This window comes from Streptomyces sp. NPDC041784 (assembly GCF_055591025.1).
Genome location: NZ_JBVJAB010000016.1, coordinates 46,859 through 61,252 on the forward strand (window position 1 = coordinate 46,859; position 14,394 = coordinate 61,252).

Here is a 14,394-nt window from a genome sequence, read left to right on the forward strand (position 1 = left end):
CCCGAGTGGGTGACCCGCCCTTCAACGTGTTTCAGCTACTCACTGGTTGTACGGACCGTAGTCGTAGTCCTCCAGCGGAACGGCCTGGCCGGAGCCCGTGCCGAACGGCGAGTAGTCGATGTCGTCGTAGCCGACGGCCGAGTACATCGCGGCCTTGGCCTCCTCGGTCGGCTCGACCCGGATGTTGCGGTAGCGGGACAGACCCGTACCGGCCGGGATGAGCTTACCGATGATGACGTTCTCCTTGAGGCCGATCAGGGAGTCGGACTTGGCGTTGATCGCCGCGTCCGTGAGGACCCTGGTCGTCTCCTGGAAGGACGCCGCCGACAGCCAGGACTCCGTGGCCAGCGAGGCCTTGGTGATACCCATGAGCTGCGGACGACCGGAGGCCGGGTGACCGCCCTCCTGGACCACACGACGGTTCTCGACCTCGAACTTCGAGCGCTCGACCAGCTCGCCGGGCAGCAGCTCGGCGTCGCCGGACTCGATGATCGTCACACGGCGCAGCATCTGCCGGATGATGATCTCGATGTGCTTGTCGTGGATCGACACACCCTGCGAGTTGTAGACCCTCTGGACCTCGCCGACCAGGTGGACCTGGACGGCACGCTGGCCCAGGATGCGCAGCACGTCGTGCGGGTTGGTGGCACCCACGGTGAGCTTCTGGCCCACCTCGACGTGCTCGCCCTCGCTGACCAGGAGTCGGGCGCGCTTCGAGATCGGGAACGCCGTCTCGTCGCTGCCGTCGTCCGGCGTGATGACGATCTTCTTGGTCTTCTCGGTCTCCTCGATCCGCACGCGGCCCTGGGCCTCGGAGATCGGGGCGACACCCTTGGGCGTACGAGCCTCGAAGAGCTCGACGACACGGGGCAGACCCTGGGTGATGTCGTCACCGGCCACACCACCGGTGTGGAAGGTACGCATCGTCAGCTGGGTACCGGGCTCACCGATGGACTGGGCGGCGATGATGCCGACCGCCTCACCGATGTCGACCAGCTTGCCGGTGGCCAGCGAACGGCCGTAGCACATGGCGCAGGTGCCGACCTGGGACTCGCAGGTCAGGACCGAGCGGGTCTTGACCTCCTCGACACCGGCGCCGACCAGCACGTCGATGAGGACGTCACCGAGGTCGACGCCCGCCGGGGCGAGCACCTTGCCGTCCACCACGATGTCCTCGGCGAGGCAGCGCGCGTACACGGACGTCTCGGCGTTGCCGGCCTTGCGCAGCACACCGGCCTCGTCGCGCTCGGCGATGGCCAGCTTGAGGCCTCGCTCGGTGCCGCAGTCCTCCTCGCGGATGATGACGTCCTGCGAGACGTCCACCAGACGACGGGTCAGGTAACCCGAGTCGGCGGTACGCAGGGCGGTGTCCGCCAGACCCTTACGGGCACCGTGCGTGGAGATGAAGTACTCCAGCACGGACAGGCCCTCACGGAAGGACGCCTTGATCGGACGCGGGATGGTCTCGTTCTTCGCGTTCGACACCAGACCACGCATACCGGCGATCTGCCGCATCTGCATCATGTTTCCTCGGGCACCCGAGTCAACCATCATGAAGATGGGGTTCGTCTTGGGGAAGTTCTCGTTCATCGCCTCGGCGACCTCGTTGGTCGCCTTGGTCCAGATCGCGATGAGCTCCTGAGTGCGCTCTTCCTTGGTGATCAGACCGCGCTCGTACTGCTTCTGGACCTTCTCGTCCTGCGCCTCGTAGCCCGCGACGATCTGCTTCTTCGCCTCGGGAACGACGACGTCGGAGATGGCCACGGTGACACCGGAACGGGTGCCCCAGTAGAAGCCCGCCGACTTCAGGTTGTCGAGCGTCGCCGCCACGATGACCTTGGGGTAGCGCTCCGCCAGGTCGTTGACGATCTCGCCGAGCTGCTTCTTGCCCACCGAGTAGTCGACGAACGGGTAGTCCTCGGGCAGCAGCTCGTTGAAGAGCGCACGGCCCAGCGTGGTCTTCAGCCGGAAGCTGTCACCCTGCTGCCACTCGGGCTCGCCCTCCTCGCGCGCCGGCGGGGTCCAGCCGCGCGGCGGGATGGTGCCCACCGGGAAGCGGATGTCGATCGCCGACTGCAGCGCCAGCTCACCGGCGTCGAACGCCATGATCGCCTCGGCCGTGGAGCCGAACGCACGGCCCTCGCCCTTGGTGTCACGCAGCTCGCCGTCGGTGGTGAGGAAGAACAGACCGAGGACCATGTCCTGGGTCGGCATCGTCACCGGACGGCCGTCGGCGGGCTTGAGGATGTTGTTCGAGGACAGCATCAGGATGCGGGCCTCGGCCTGCGCCTCCGCGGACAGCGGCAGGTGCACGGCCATCTGGTCACCGTCGAAGTCCGCGTTGAACGCGGTGCAGACGAGCGGGTGGATCTGGATGGCCTTGCCCTCGACCAGCTGCGGCTCGAAGGCCTGGATGCCGAGGCGGTGCAGGGTGGGCGCACGGTTCAGCAGCACCGGGTGCTCGGCGATGACCTCTTCGAGGACGTCGTACACGACGGTGCGGCCGCGCTCCACCATGCGCTTGGCGCTCTTGATGTTCTGCGCGTGGTTGAGGTCCACGAGCCGCTTCATGACGAACGGCTTGAACAGCTCCAGCGCCATCGCCTTCGGCAGACCGCACTGGTGCAGCTTCAGCTGCGGACCGACGACGATCACGGAACGCGCGGAGTAGTCCACACGCTTGCCGAGCAGGTTCTGACGGAATCGACCCTGCTTGCCCTTCAGCATGTCGCTGAGGGACTTCAGCGGGCGGTTACCGGGACCGGTGACCGGACGGCCACGACGGCCGTTGTCGAACAGCGCGTCCACGGCCTCCTGGAGCATGCGCTTCTCGTTGTTCACGATGATCTCGGGCGCGCCGAGGTCGAGAAGCCGCTTCAGGCGGTTGTTGCGGTTGATCACACGGCGGTACAGGTCGTTCAGGTCGGAGGTCGCGAAGCGGCCACCGTCCAGCTGCACCATCGGGCGAAGGTCCGGCGGGATGACCGGCACGCAGTCCAGCACCATGCCCTTGGGGCTGTTGCTGGTCTGCAGGAACGCGGAGACGACCTTCAGGCGCTTGAGCGCACGGGTCTTCTTCTGGCCCTTGCCGGTACGGATGATCTCGCGGAGCTTCTCGGCCTCCTCGTCGAGGTCGAAGGACTCCAGGCGCTTCTGCAGCGCCGCGGCACCCATCGAACCGTCGAAGTACGTGCCGAAGCGGTCGCGCAGCTCGCGGTAGAGCAGCTCGTCGCCCTCGAGGTCCTGGACCTTGAGGTTCTTGAAGCGGGTCCACACCTCGTCGAGCCGGTCGATCTCGCGCTGCGAGCGGTCGCGCAGCTGCTTCATCTCGCGCTCGGCGCCTTCGCGCACCTTGCGGCGCACGTCGGCCTTGGCGCCCTCGGCCTCCAGCTCGGCCAGGTCGGTCTCGAGCTTCTTGGCGCGGGCCTCCAGGTCGGCGTCCCGGCGGTTCTCCACCTGCTGCCGCTCGACGGAGACATGCGCCTCCAGGGAGGGCAGGTCACGCGTACGGCGCTCCTCGTCGACGTACGTGATCATGTACGCCGCGAAGTAGATGACCTTCTCGAGGTCCTTGGGAGCCAGGTCGAGCAGGTAGCCCAGCCGGCTGGGGACGCCCTTGAAGTACCAGATGTGCGTGACGGGGGCGGCCAGTTCGATGTGGCCCATCCGCTCACGGCGCACCTTGGCGCGGGTCACCTCGACGCCACAGCGCTCACAGATGATGCCCTTGAAGCGGACACGCTTGTACTTGCCGCAGTAGCACTCCCAGTCCCGGGTCGGACCGAAGATCTTCTCGCAGAAGAGTCCGTCCTTTTCGGGCTTGAGCGTGCGGTAGTTGATGGTCTCGGGCTTCTTGACCTCGCCGTGGCTCCACTGACGGATGTCGTCAGCGGTAGCCAGACCGATCCGGAGCTCGTCGAAGAAGTTGACGTCGAGCACTATGCGTCAATCCCTCTCAGGGTTGTAAGTCTTGGGGTCTGAAACGGGGGTCCCGGGGCCGGCAGGCCTTGATCGCTCAAGGCCTGCCGAACTCCCGTCAGACCTCTTCGACGCTGCTCGGCTCGCGCCGGGACAGGTCGATGCCGAGCTCCTCCGCAGCGCGGAAGACGTCCTCGTCGGTGTCACGCATCTCGATGGACATACCGTCGCTGGACAGCACCTCCACGTTCAGGCAGAGAGACTGCATCTCCTTGATGAGCACCTTGAAGGACTCGGGGATGCCGGGCTCGGGGATGTTCTCGCCCTTGACGATGGCCTCGTAGACCTTCACGCGGCCGGTGACGTCGTCGGACTTGATGGTCAGCAGTTCCTGGAGGGCGTACGCGGCGCCGTACGCCTCCAGCGCCCACACCTCCATCTCACCGAAGCGCTGGCCACCGAACTGCGCCTTACCACCCAGCGGCTGCTGGGTGATCATCGAGTACGGACCGGTCGAGCGGGCGTGCAGCTTGTCGTCGACCAGGTGGTGCAGCTTCAGGATGTACATGTAGCCGACCGAGATCGGGTCCGGGAACGGCTCACCGCTACGGCCGTCGAACAGCCGCGCCTTGCCGGACGGGAGCACCATGCGCTCGCCGTCGCGGTTGGGGATGGTGTGCTGGAGCAGACCCGCCAGCTCGTCCTCACGGGCGCCGTCGAAGACCGGGGTGGCGACGTTGGTACCCGGGGCGACCTGGTCGGCACCAATGACCTGCAGACGCTGCGCCCACTCCTCGGCGAGACCGGAGACGTCCCAGCCGCGGCTGGCGAGCCAGCCGAGGTGGATCTCCAGAACCTGTCCCGGGTTCATTCGGGACGGCACACCGAGCGGGTTGAGGATGATGTCGACCGGGGTCCCGTCCTCGAGGAACGGCATGTCCTCGATGGGCAGGATCTTGGAGATGACACCCTTGTTGCCGTGCCGGCCGGCGAGCTTGTCACCGTCGGTGATCTTGCGCTTCTGCGCGACGTAGACGCGGACCAGCTGGTTCACGCCCGGCGGCAGCTCGTCGCCCTCTTCGCGGTCGAAGACGCGGACGCCGATGACCTTGCCGATCTCGCCGTGCGGGACCTTCAGCGAGGTGTCACGGACCTCACGGGCCTTCTCACCGAAGATGGCGCGCAGCAGGCGCTCCTCCGGCGTCAGCTCGGTCTCACCCTTGGGCGTGACCTTGCCGACGAGGATGTCACCGGCGACGACCTCGGCACCGATCCGGATGATGCCGCGCTCGTCGAGGTCGGCGAGGACCTCCTCGGAGACGTTCGGGATGTCCCGGGTGATCTCCTCGGGGCCGAGCTTGGTGTCACGGGCGTCGACCTCGTGCTCCTCGATGTGGATCGAGGAGAGGACGTCGTCCTGCACGAGGCGCTGCGACAGGATGATCGCGTCCTCGTAGTTGTGACCCTCCCACGGCATGAACGCCACGAGCAGGTTCTTGCCCAGCGCCATCTCGCCGTTCTCGGTGGCCGGACCGTCGGCCAGGACCTGGCCGTCGATGATCCGGTCGCCCTCGTTGACGATGACCTTCTGGTTGACCGAGGTGCCCTGGTTGGAGCGGGCGAACTTGGCCAGGCGGTACGTGATGTACGTGCCGTCGTCGTTGGCGGTGGTGATGTAGTCCGCGGAGACCTCCTGGACGACACCCGCCTTCTCGGCCTTGACCACGTCGCCGGCGTCGACGGCGGAGCGGTACTCCATGCCGGTGCCGACGAGCGGGGACTCGCTCTTGATGAGCGGCACCGCCTGACGCATCATGTTCGCGCCCATGAGGGCACGGTTGGCGTCGTCGTGCTCGAGGAACGGGATCATGGCGGTCGCGACCGACACCATCTGGCGCGGCGAGACGTCCATGTAGTCCACGTCGTCACCGGCGACGTAGTCGACCTCGCCGCCACGACGGCGGACCAGGACGCGGGCCTCGGTGAACTGCATCTCGTCGTTCAGCGTGGCGTTGGCCTGCGCGATGACGTAGCGGTCCTCCTCGTCGGCCGTCAGGTAGTCGACCTCGTCGGTGACCTGGCCGTCGACGACCTTGCGGTACGGGGTCTCGACGAAACCGAACGCGTTGACGCGGCCGTAGGAGGCGAGCGAGCCGATCAGACCGATGTTCGGGCCTTCGGGCGTCTCGATCGGGCACATGCGGCCGTAGTGCGAGGGGTGCACGTCGCGGACCTCGAAGCCGGCCCGCTCACGGGAGAGACCACCCGGGCCAAGAGCCGACAGACGGCGCTTGTGGGTGAGACCCGACAGCGGGTTGTTCTGGTCCATGAACTGCGACAGCTGGCTGGTGCCGAAGAACTCCTTGATGGAGGCGACGACCGGCCGGATGTTGATCAGGGTCTGCGGCGTGATCGCCTCGACGTCCTGGGTCGTCATGCGCTCACGGACGACGCGCTCCATACGAGCCAGACCCGTACGGACCTGGTTCTGGATGAGCTCGCCGACGCTGCGCAGACGACGGTTGCCGAAGTGGTCGATGTCGTCGGTCTCGACGACGATCGTCTGACCGCTGTCGCCGACCGTCTCGGTCTCGCCGGCGTGCAGCTTGACGAGGTACTTGATCGTCGCGATGACGTCCTCGACGGTCAGGACACCGGCGTCCAGCGGCGCGTCCGCGGCCAGCTTCTTGTTGACCTTGTAGCGGCCGACCTTGGCGAGGTCGTAGCGCTTCGGGTTGAAGTAGAGGTTCTCGAGCAGCGTCTGCGCGGCCTCACGCGTGGGGGGCTCGCCCGGACGGAGCTTGCGGTAGATGTCGAGCAGCGCGTCGTCCTGGCCCTGGGTGTGGTCCTTCTCCAGGGTGGCGCGCATGGACTCGTACTCGCCGAACTCCTCGAGGATCTGCTCGGTCGTCCAGCCGAGCGCCTTCAGGAGGACGGTCACCGACTGCTTGCGCTTGCGGTCGATGCGGACACCGACCATGTCGCGCTTGTCGATCTCCATCTCCAGCCAGGCACCCCGGGACGGGATGATCTTGGCCGAGAAGATGTCCTTGTCGGACGTCTTGTCGATCGAGGAGTCGAAGTAGACGCCCGGCGAACGGACCAGCTGCGACACCACGACACGCTCGGTGCCGTTGATGACGAACGTGCCCTTGTTGGTCATGAGCGGGAAGTCGCCCATGAAGACCGTCTGGGACTTGATCTCGCCGGTCTCGTTGTTGGTGAACTCGGCCGTCACGAAGAGCGGGGCCGCGTACGTGAAGTCGCGGTCCTTGCACTCGTCGATGCTGTTCTTCGGCGGCTCGAAACGGTGGTCGCGGAAGGTCAGCGACATCGACCCGGAGAAGTCCTCGATCGGGGAGATCTCCTCGAAGATCTCCTCGAGGCCGGACTTGGTGGGGACGTCCTGACCGTTCTCGAGAGCCTCCTCGACCCGACTCTGCCAGGCCGTGTTGCCGAGCAGCCAGTCAAAGCTCTCGGTCTGCAGCGCGAGCAGGTTCGGAACCTCGAGAGGCTCCTTGATCTTTGCAAAAGAGATGCGCAGCGGGGCGGTGCTGGCGCCGTTGTTCGTATTCGCGGTCGAGGCGTTGCGCGAGGCGGCCAAGAGGGGGTCCTTCCGAGGGCTCGGACTCACTACGCGCGTACCGGTCCCTCTCCGGCGCACAGAGACAGAAATCCCAGGTGAGGGACACTCTGATCGTCAGTGCTCAAGTGAGGGCATGCCCCTGGTGACGGGCAGGGGACAGCTAACAGGCAGCGCAAAGGGTCAGTGTAGCCACTTGGCACACTGATGTCCAGTGCGGGTTTTTCGAGACCCTCGTTGTTCTCAACGCCCTCGGTCTGATTGCCCTCAACGCACGGTGATACTGCCCTCTTCGTCGTCGATCCATGCCTCGGATTCGGATCCTTGTGACGACGCGTCCTGAGAATTGCGCGCTGCGTGCGGTTCGTCAAGGCCCCCCTTGCCGAACCGGGGTGCTCGGGAGACACGACGAAGATCACCATACCCCCCGCTCACACGGGTTCAAGGCAACCGTGGCCGCGCTCCCGGGAACGACGAAGAGCGACCACCCGGATGGATGATCGCTCTTCGGTGCTCCGGCGTTACAGCCCCGAGGGGACTGTTTCAGCCTTTGCGTGCGGTCGTCGCCGACCGCCAGGTGTTACTTGACCTCGACGGAGGCGCCGGCGCCCTTGAGGGACTCGGCGGCCTTCTCCGCGGCCTCCTTGGCGACCTTCTCGAGAACGGGCTTCGGGGCGCCGTCCACGAGGTCCTTGGCCTCCTTCAGACCCAGGGAGGTCAGCTCACGCACGACCTTGATGACCTGGATCTTCTTGTCGCCGGCACCGGTGAGGATGACGTCGAACTCGTCCTTCTCCTCCTCGGCCGGGGCAGCGGCGGCCGGACCGGCCGGGCCCGCGACGGCGACGGCAGCGGCGGCGGTGACGTCGAAACGCTCCTCGAACGCCTTCACGAACTCGGAGAGCTCGATGAGGGTCATCTCGTCGAACTGCGCGAGCAGGTCTTCCTGGCTGAGCTTCGCCATGGTGGGCGATCCTTCCACTAATTCGGCTGGTGCCGGATGTACATGTCTGGCGGGCGTACGTTCGGCCCGCTGTGACCCTCGCCTCAGGCGGGCTGCCTCAGGCGGCGGTCATTTCGCGAGCCGAGTTACTCGGCACCGCCCTGCTCGTCCAGCTTGGCGCGAAGGGCGTCCACAGTGCGGACGACCTTCGACGGGAGCGCCTGGAAGAGCTGCGCAGCCTGAGTCTGCTTGCCCTTGAAAGCACCCGCCAGCTTGGAGAGCAGAACCTCGCGGGACTCGAGGTCCGCAAGCTTCTTGATCTCGTCGGCGGACAGCGCCTTGCCGTCAAGGACACCGCCCTTGATGACGAGGTTGGGGTTGTCCTTGGCGAAGTCACGAAGACCCTTCGCCGACTCCACCGGGTCACCGGTGACGAAGGCGACCGCCGTCGGACCGTTGAACAGGTCGTCGAGCGAGGTGATCCCGGCCTCGTTGGCCGCAATCTTGGTCAGCGTGTTCTTCACCACGGCGTACTGGGCGTTCTCACCGAGCGAACGACGCAGCGTCTTGAGCTGCGCCACGGTGAGACCCCGGTACTCGGTCAGCACGGCGGCGTTCGAGCTGCGGAACTGCTCCGTCAGCTCGGCTACCGCGGCAGCCTTGTCGGGCCTTGCCATAGAGCGTCGGCCTCCTTCCGGGTGATGAGGACCGCTCAGAAGGGGCTGGGACAAACGAAACGCCCCGGCGCAGGCGCACGGGGCGTAGCTCGACCGAACGGGATCCGGTGCGGATTCCGGTCCGGGAGCACTTCCACAGTCACCTGCGCGGGTCGTCCGCATATCAGCGGATCCTTCGGCCACCGCACTCTCTTGCGAGAGCACGGCAACGACCAGCGGTCTTTGGCTTCTTTAGGAGAGTACGGGAGGTGTACGGCGTCAAGCAAATCCGCCCGTACGGGGCTCAGTCCTCCCGGGCCTTGCGCATCGCCTCGCCCATGTCGAAGGTGTCCGAGGCGGGCGGCGCCTTGACGGTGACCGGCTTGCCGAAGTCGGTGAAGTGGAAGGTGAGGTCCAGCTCGCCGTGGCGGCCGAAGCCCTGGACGCGCATCTTGCGGGTGTGGTCCTCGGTGTCGGTCCACAGGTCCAGGGTCAGCTCGTCGACGCCCAGCTTCTCGTACTGGGCGAGGCTCTTCTCGGTCCGCTGGCGGGCCTTCTTCGTCTCGTCCTCGTAGGAGGCGCGGATCTCGTCGAGGGTGGCGGTGCCCGTGTAGTGGGTGGTGCGCACGCCGTCGACGGTCTCGGTGCCGGCCTTCTTCAGATCGTCGGCCGCCGTGAGGAAGCCGCTCTCGTGGGAGGGGTTGTCGCGGAGCCGGTCCCCGGCCGCGCTGCTGTCGACCTTGACACCGCTCGGGGTGTCGGAGGTGCCCGGCGCCCCCATCTTGATCCAGTGCTTGCCGTCCTCGTTGGCCTCGTCGGAGCCCATGTACAGCACTCCGTCGACCAGGCGGAACTCGCCCGAACCCTGGTCGGGCCCGCTGAGCACGGTCGACTTCAGGCTCATGGCCGCCGGCTCGGTGCTCATCGCGGCCTCGGCCTCGACCCGCCCCTCCTCCGGTGTCCGGCCGGTCATGGTGTAGCGCAGCGACACGGTCCGCTCCGCCTGCTCCGCAGCCCGGGCGACCGCGGCCGCGGCCCCGGCGGCCGAGTCGCTCCCGCCGTCCGAACCGCCCGCCGCGCCACAGCCGGCGACGAGCAGTGCGGACAGCCCGAGGACACCCACGGAAGACCTCATCCAACTTCCCCCAGAACACACATACAGAGAACACACGGTCGATACACAGCAAGACCGTGAAGGTATCCCAGTGAGGCTGGTGAGGTCCCGTGAATATTGCTCCGTGAAGCCCGCGTGCAGCCCGCCCCGCGAAGCCCGCTCCGTGACGCTCTACGAGGTGCCGAGGCCCTGCTGCTTCACCAGCTCCGCGAAGTCCGCGGTGTCGCTCGCCGGGGGTTCGTCGACGCTCACCTCGGTGCCGTAGTCGCTGTAGTACGCGGTCTGGGTGAAGTCGCCGGCCGTGGTCTCGCCCTTCTCGACCTTCTTGACCAGCAGATCCTGGTCGTTGACCCAGATGTCGACGGTCTCGGTGCTGACGCCGGCCTGCTCCAGCTGCTTCTTCAGGTCGTCGAGCTGGCGCTGGCTGAGGTTGGAGTTCTGCGAGGCGAGGTCGGCCACGTCCACCGTGCCCGAGTAGTGCGTGGTCTGCTGGCCGCGGACCCTCTCCTCGCCGACCTTGCGCACGTCCCCGGAGGCCAGCAGGAGCTTCACCGACTGGTTCGGGGTGGTGTTCTGCATCTGGTCCTTCAGATACGCGCCGGAGCCGCCTCCGAGGGTCTCCAGGTCGTCGTACGCGTACTTGATCCAGTGCTTGCCGCCCGCCTGCGCGGCGAAGGCGTCGCCCATCTTGGCGTAGTAGGCGTCGGGCAGGTAGCGGGCCTCCATCGAGGTGCTGCCGGTCTGCCGCATCGTCTCGGCCATGGTGCCGCCGGTGTAGGTGATGGTGAGTCTGCCGGTGAGGCCGTCGCCCCAGCCGAGCGCGCCGTCGGCGGTCATGGACATCACCGAGCCCATGGTCGTGGTGGACTCGACCTTCGCGGAGTCCGCGTCGTCCGTGGACTTCTCCGCACTGAGCAGGGCGGCGACGGGTGAGAACCGTGGGGTTCCGTCCTTGCCGGAACCGCCGGAGTCCCCCGATCCTTCCGAACCGCCGCCACCCGAGCTACAGGCCGCCACCGCGGTCAGCAGGGTCACCGCCGCGATCGAGAGGCCCGCACGGCGCATGGTCGTGCTCTGCATTCGCTCCACCCCCAAGGAATCCTGTGTTCGCACGCTAACGCACGGCACTGACACCCGTGCGGCAAAAGAGGCCGTACGACAAACAGGGACGAGCCCCGCACCTCGAAAGGTTGCGGGGCTCGTCGTCGACTGCTGTGAGCTGTCAGGCTCAGACCGCGGCCGGGTCCTCCTCGACGAGGAGGTTGCGGGTGCGGTTCGGGTCGATCAGGATGCCGGGGCCGATCGTGGTGCTGATCGCGGCCTTCTTGATGTAGCGCCCCTTGGCGGCGGACGGCTTCAGACGGAGGATCTCGTCCAGGGCCGCGCCGTAGTTCTCCACCAGCTTGTCGTCCTCGAAGGACGTCTTGCCGATGATGAAGTGCAGGTTCGCGTGCTTGTCGACACGGAACTCGATCTTGCCACCCTTGATCTCGGTGACGGCCTTGGCCACGTCGGGGGTGACGGTGCCGGTCTTCGGGTTCGGCATCAGGCCACGGGGACCGAGCACGCGGCCGAGGCGGCCGACCTTGCCCATGAGGTCCGGGGTGGCGACGACGGCGTCGAAGTCCAGACGGCCCTTCGCGACCTCGTCGATCAGTTCGTCGGAGCCGACGATGTCGGCGCCAGCGGCCTCCGCGGCAGCAGCACGGTCACCGGTCGCGAAGACCAGGACCCGGGCGGTCTTGCCGGTGCCGTGCGGCAGGTTCACGGTGCCACGGACCATCTGGTCGGCCTTGCGCGGGTCGACACCCAGGCGGAAGGCGATCTCGACGGTGCCGTCGAACTTGCTCGTGGAGGTCTCCTTGGCGAGACGGACGGCCTCGAGCGGGGCGTAGAGCTTCTCCCGGTCGATCTTGGCGTCCGCAGCGCGGAGGGACTTGCTGCGCTTGCTCACTACTGCTCCTGGTGATTCTGAGGAGTCGTGGTCCGGGCCGAGCAGGCCCTTCCACACTTCTGCTTGGTACGGGGGGTGGAGGTCAGCCCTCGACCGTGATGCCCATGGAACGGGCGGTGCCGGCGATGATCTTCGACGCGGCGTCCAGGTCGTTGGCGTTGAGGTCGGGCAGCTTGGTCGTGGCGATCTCGCGGACCTGCGCCTGGGTGATCTTGGCGACCTTGGTCTTGTGCGGCTCGCCGGAGCCCTTCTCCACACCCGCGGCCTTGAGGATCATCTTCGCGGCCGGCGGCGTCTTGGTCACGAAGGTGAAGGAGCGGTCCTCGTAGACCGTGATCTCCACCGGGATGACCCAGCCACGCTGCGACTCGGTCGCGGCGTTGTAGGCCTTGCAGAACTCCATGATGTTGACGCCGTGCTGGCCGAGCGCGGGGCCGACCGGCGGGGCCGGGTTCGCCGCACCGGCGTTGATCTGGAGCTTGATGAGCCCCGTGACCTTCTTCTTCTTGGGAGGCATAGCTCTCCGGGTCCTTTCGGTTCGGGTCCTGCCCGCGTTCGGGGGCAACCCGGACGCAGGCATACCGCACAACGATAACGGGTATAGGTGTGCGGCCAAAAACCGAGCAGGTCAGACCGGCTTCCAGCAGCCTGTCTGACCTGGTCGGAGGCGGGTGTTCCAGAAGGAGCTAGTTCTTCTGGATCTGGTCGAAGCTCAGCTCGACCGGGGTCTCGCGGCCGAAGATCTCGACGAGGCCCTTGACCTTCTTCGAGTCGGCGTTGATCTCGTTGATCGTGGCCTGGAGCGTGGCGAACGGGCCGTCGGTGACGGTGACCGAGTCGCCGACCTCGAAGTCCAGCACCTGGACCTCGACCTTGCGCTGCGGAGCGGGCTTGCCCTCGGCCTCGGCGGCCTCGCGGGCGGCCTTCTCCTCGGCCTCCGGGGCGAGCATCTTGACGATCTCGTCCAGGGTCAGCGGGTACGGGTCGTAGGCGTTGCCCACGAAGCCGGTGACGCCGGGGGTGTTGCGGACGACGCCCCAGGACTCGTTCGTCAGGTCCATACGGACGAGAACGTAGCCGGGGAGCTTGTTCTGGCGGATCGTCTTGCGGTCGCCGTTCTTGATCTGGACGACCTCTTCCTGCGGCACCTCGGCCTGGAAGATGTAGTCCTCGACGTTCAGCGAGACGGCGCGCTGCTCCAGGTTGGTCTTCACGCGGTTCTCGTAGCCGGCGTAGGTGTGGATCACGTACCACTCGCCGGGGAGGGTGCGCAGTTCCTCGCGCAGGGCGGCGACGGGGTCGACGGGCTCGGCCGGCTCTTCTTCCTCGGCCTCGGTGTCGTCCTCGGCCTCGACGGCCTCGGTGTCGTCCGCGTCCTCGGTGTCCTCGTCCTCGTCGTCCTCGACGTGGAGAGCGGCTTCCTCCGCGGGCTCGCCCGCCTCGGCGTCGGCAGCCTCGAACTCGTCCAGGTCCTCGTCAGCGCCCTCGACGATGTCGAGCTCGTCTTCGACGTCGTCGGGCTCGATGGCGTCGTTCAGGTTCTGGTCAGACACGGTGGCTGCTTCTTCCTGGATACATGGGGGTGGAACACGCGAAAGGGGCGCCGATCACCCGGCGCCCTTCGCTCTTGGCTCAGCCGAAGACGTACTTGGCGGCGTGGCTGAGTCCATAGTCAATCACGGTCACCAGGCCGATCATGATGACCACGAAGACGATCACCACGGTCGTGTACGTGGTCAACTGGCCTCGCGTGGGCCAGACGACCTTGCGGAGCTCCGCGACGATCTGGCGGTAGAAGAGGGCCAGACGCTTCAGCGGGCCCTTCTTGGCGCGCTTGCCGCCCTTGCGGCCCTTCTTCCTGGCCTCAGGCAACTCGTCCTGGGCATCAGGCGTGTCGATGGAGCCCACGGCATCCGCCATTCGTCCTCACCTGTTCCCGGGTCGTGGCCGTGCCGCGCCCGGTCTGAGCCGCACGGCGGTGCATTGCTGTACGTACATGCGTACACATCCTGGCGAAGGTGTGTGTAGCAGGGCCGGAGGGACTTGAACCCCCAACCGCTGGTTTTGGAGACCAGTGCTCTACCAATTGAGCTACGACCCTTTGTGCGTTCCCCAACTTACCGCATCCGACCGGGTGCTCGGTGTGCACCGGCGGTGGCACGGTTGTTGAAGGCCAACGACGGATGAGTGTACGTGGTCCGGGGCGCCCCGTCGAACGGAAAATGG

The 14,394-nt window shown here is 66.5% G+C and carries 10 protein-coding genes and 1 tRNA gene; all 11 read right to left on the reverse strand.

Features of this window, described 5'->3' with window-relative positions; translation table 11 throughout:
- Positions 1 to 39: 39 nt before the first annotated feature.
- Positions 40 to 3,939, reverse strand: a complete 3,900-nt coding sequence (locus tag ACZ6D7_RS30465; protein WP_469497562.1) for a DNA-directed RNA polymerase subunit beta' — start codon at positions 3,937 to 3,939, stop codon at positions 40 to 42.
- A 97-nt stretch (positions 3,940 to 4,036) separates the two neighbouring features.
- Positions 4,037 to 7,522, reverse strand: coding sequence for a DNA-directed RNA polymerase subunit beta (gene rpoB / locus ACZ6D7_RS30470; RefSeq protein WP_469497564.1), 3,486 nt, complete (start codon positions 7,520 to 7,522; stop codon positions 4,037 to 4,039).
- 559 nt (positions 7,523 to 8,081) lie between these two features.
- Positions 8,082 to 8,465, reverse strand: a complete 384-nt coding sequence (gene rplL / locus ACZ6D7_RS30475; RefSeq protein WP_469497566.1) for a 50S ribosomal protein L7/L12 — start codon at positions 8,463 to 8,465, stop codon at positions 8,082 to 8,084.
- Positions 8,466 to 8,590: 125 nt separating this feature from the next.
- On the reverse strand, positions 8,591 to 9,121 hold the full coding sequence (rplJ, locus tag ACZ6D7_RS30480; RefSeq protein ID WP_469497569.1) for a 50S ribosomal protein L10: 531 nt from the start codon (positions 9,119 to 9,121) through the stop codon (positions 8,591 to 8,593).
- A 283-nt stretch (positions 9,122 to 9,404) separates the two neighbouring features.
- A complete protein-coding gene (locus ACZ6D7_RS30485) occupies positions 9,405 to 10,235 on the reverse strand; it encodes an SCO4651 family lipoprotein (RefSeq protein WP_469497571.1) in 831 nt (276 codons plus the stop codon).
- A gap of 150 nt (positions 10,236 to 10,385) precedes the next feature.
- Positions 10,386 to 11,294 carry an SCO4651 family lipoprotein gene (locus ACZ6D7_RS30490; protein ID WP_469497574.1) on the reverse strand — a complete coding sequence of 303 codons (909 nt, stop codon included), beginning with the start codon at positions 11,292 to 11,294 and terminating at the stop codon, positions 10,386 to 10,388.
- Between the two features lie 148 nt (positions 11,295 to 11,442).
- A complete protein-coding gene (gene rplA / locus ACZ6D7_RS30495) occupies positions 11,443 to 12,168 on the reverse strand; it encodes a 50S ribosomal protein L1 (protein ID WP_469497577.1) in 726 nt (241 codons plus the stop codon).
- 82 nt (positions 12,169 to 12,250) lie between these two features.
- Positions 12,251 to 12,685 (reverse strand): 50S ribosomal protein L11, encoded by a 435-nt coding sequence (rplK, locus tag ACZ6D7_RS30500; protein WP_019072313.1) that lies wholly within the window; start codon positions 12,683 to 12,685, stop codon positions 12,251 to 12,253.
- Between the two features lie 169 nt (positions 12,686 to 12,854).
- Complete coding sequence (nusG, locus tag ACZ6D7_RS30505; RefSeq protein WP_469497580.1) at positions 12,855 to 13,721, reverse strand: transcription termination/antitermination protein NusG; 867 nt, start codon at positions 13,719 to 13,721, stop codon at positions 12,855 to 12,857.
- A 79-nt stretch (positions 13,722 to 13,800) separates the two neighbouring features.
- Positions 13,801 to 14,088 carry a preprotein translocase subunit SecE gene (secE, locus tag ACZ6D7_RS30510; protein WP_469497583.1) on the reverse strand — a complete coding sequence of 96 codons (288 nt, stop codon included), beginning with the start codon at positions 14,086 to 14,088 and terminating at the stop codon, positions 13,801 to 13,803.
- A 108-nt stretch (positions 14,089 to 14,196) separates the two neighbouring features.
- Positions 14,197 to 14,269: transfer RNA gene (locus ACZ6D7_RS30515), tRNA-Trp, on the reverse strand.
- Positions 14,270 to 14,394: the final 125 nt, after the last annotated feature.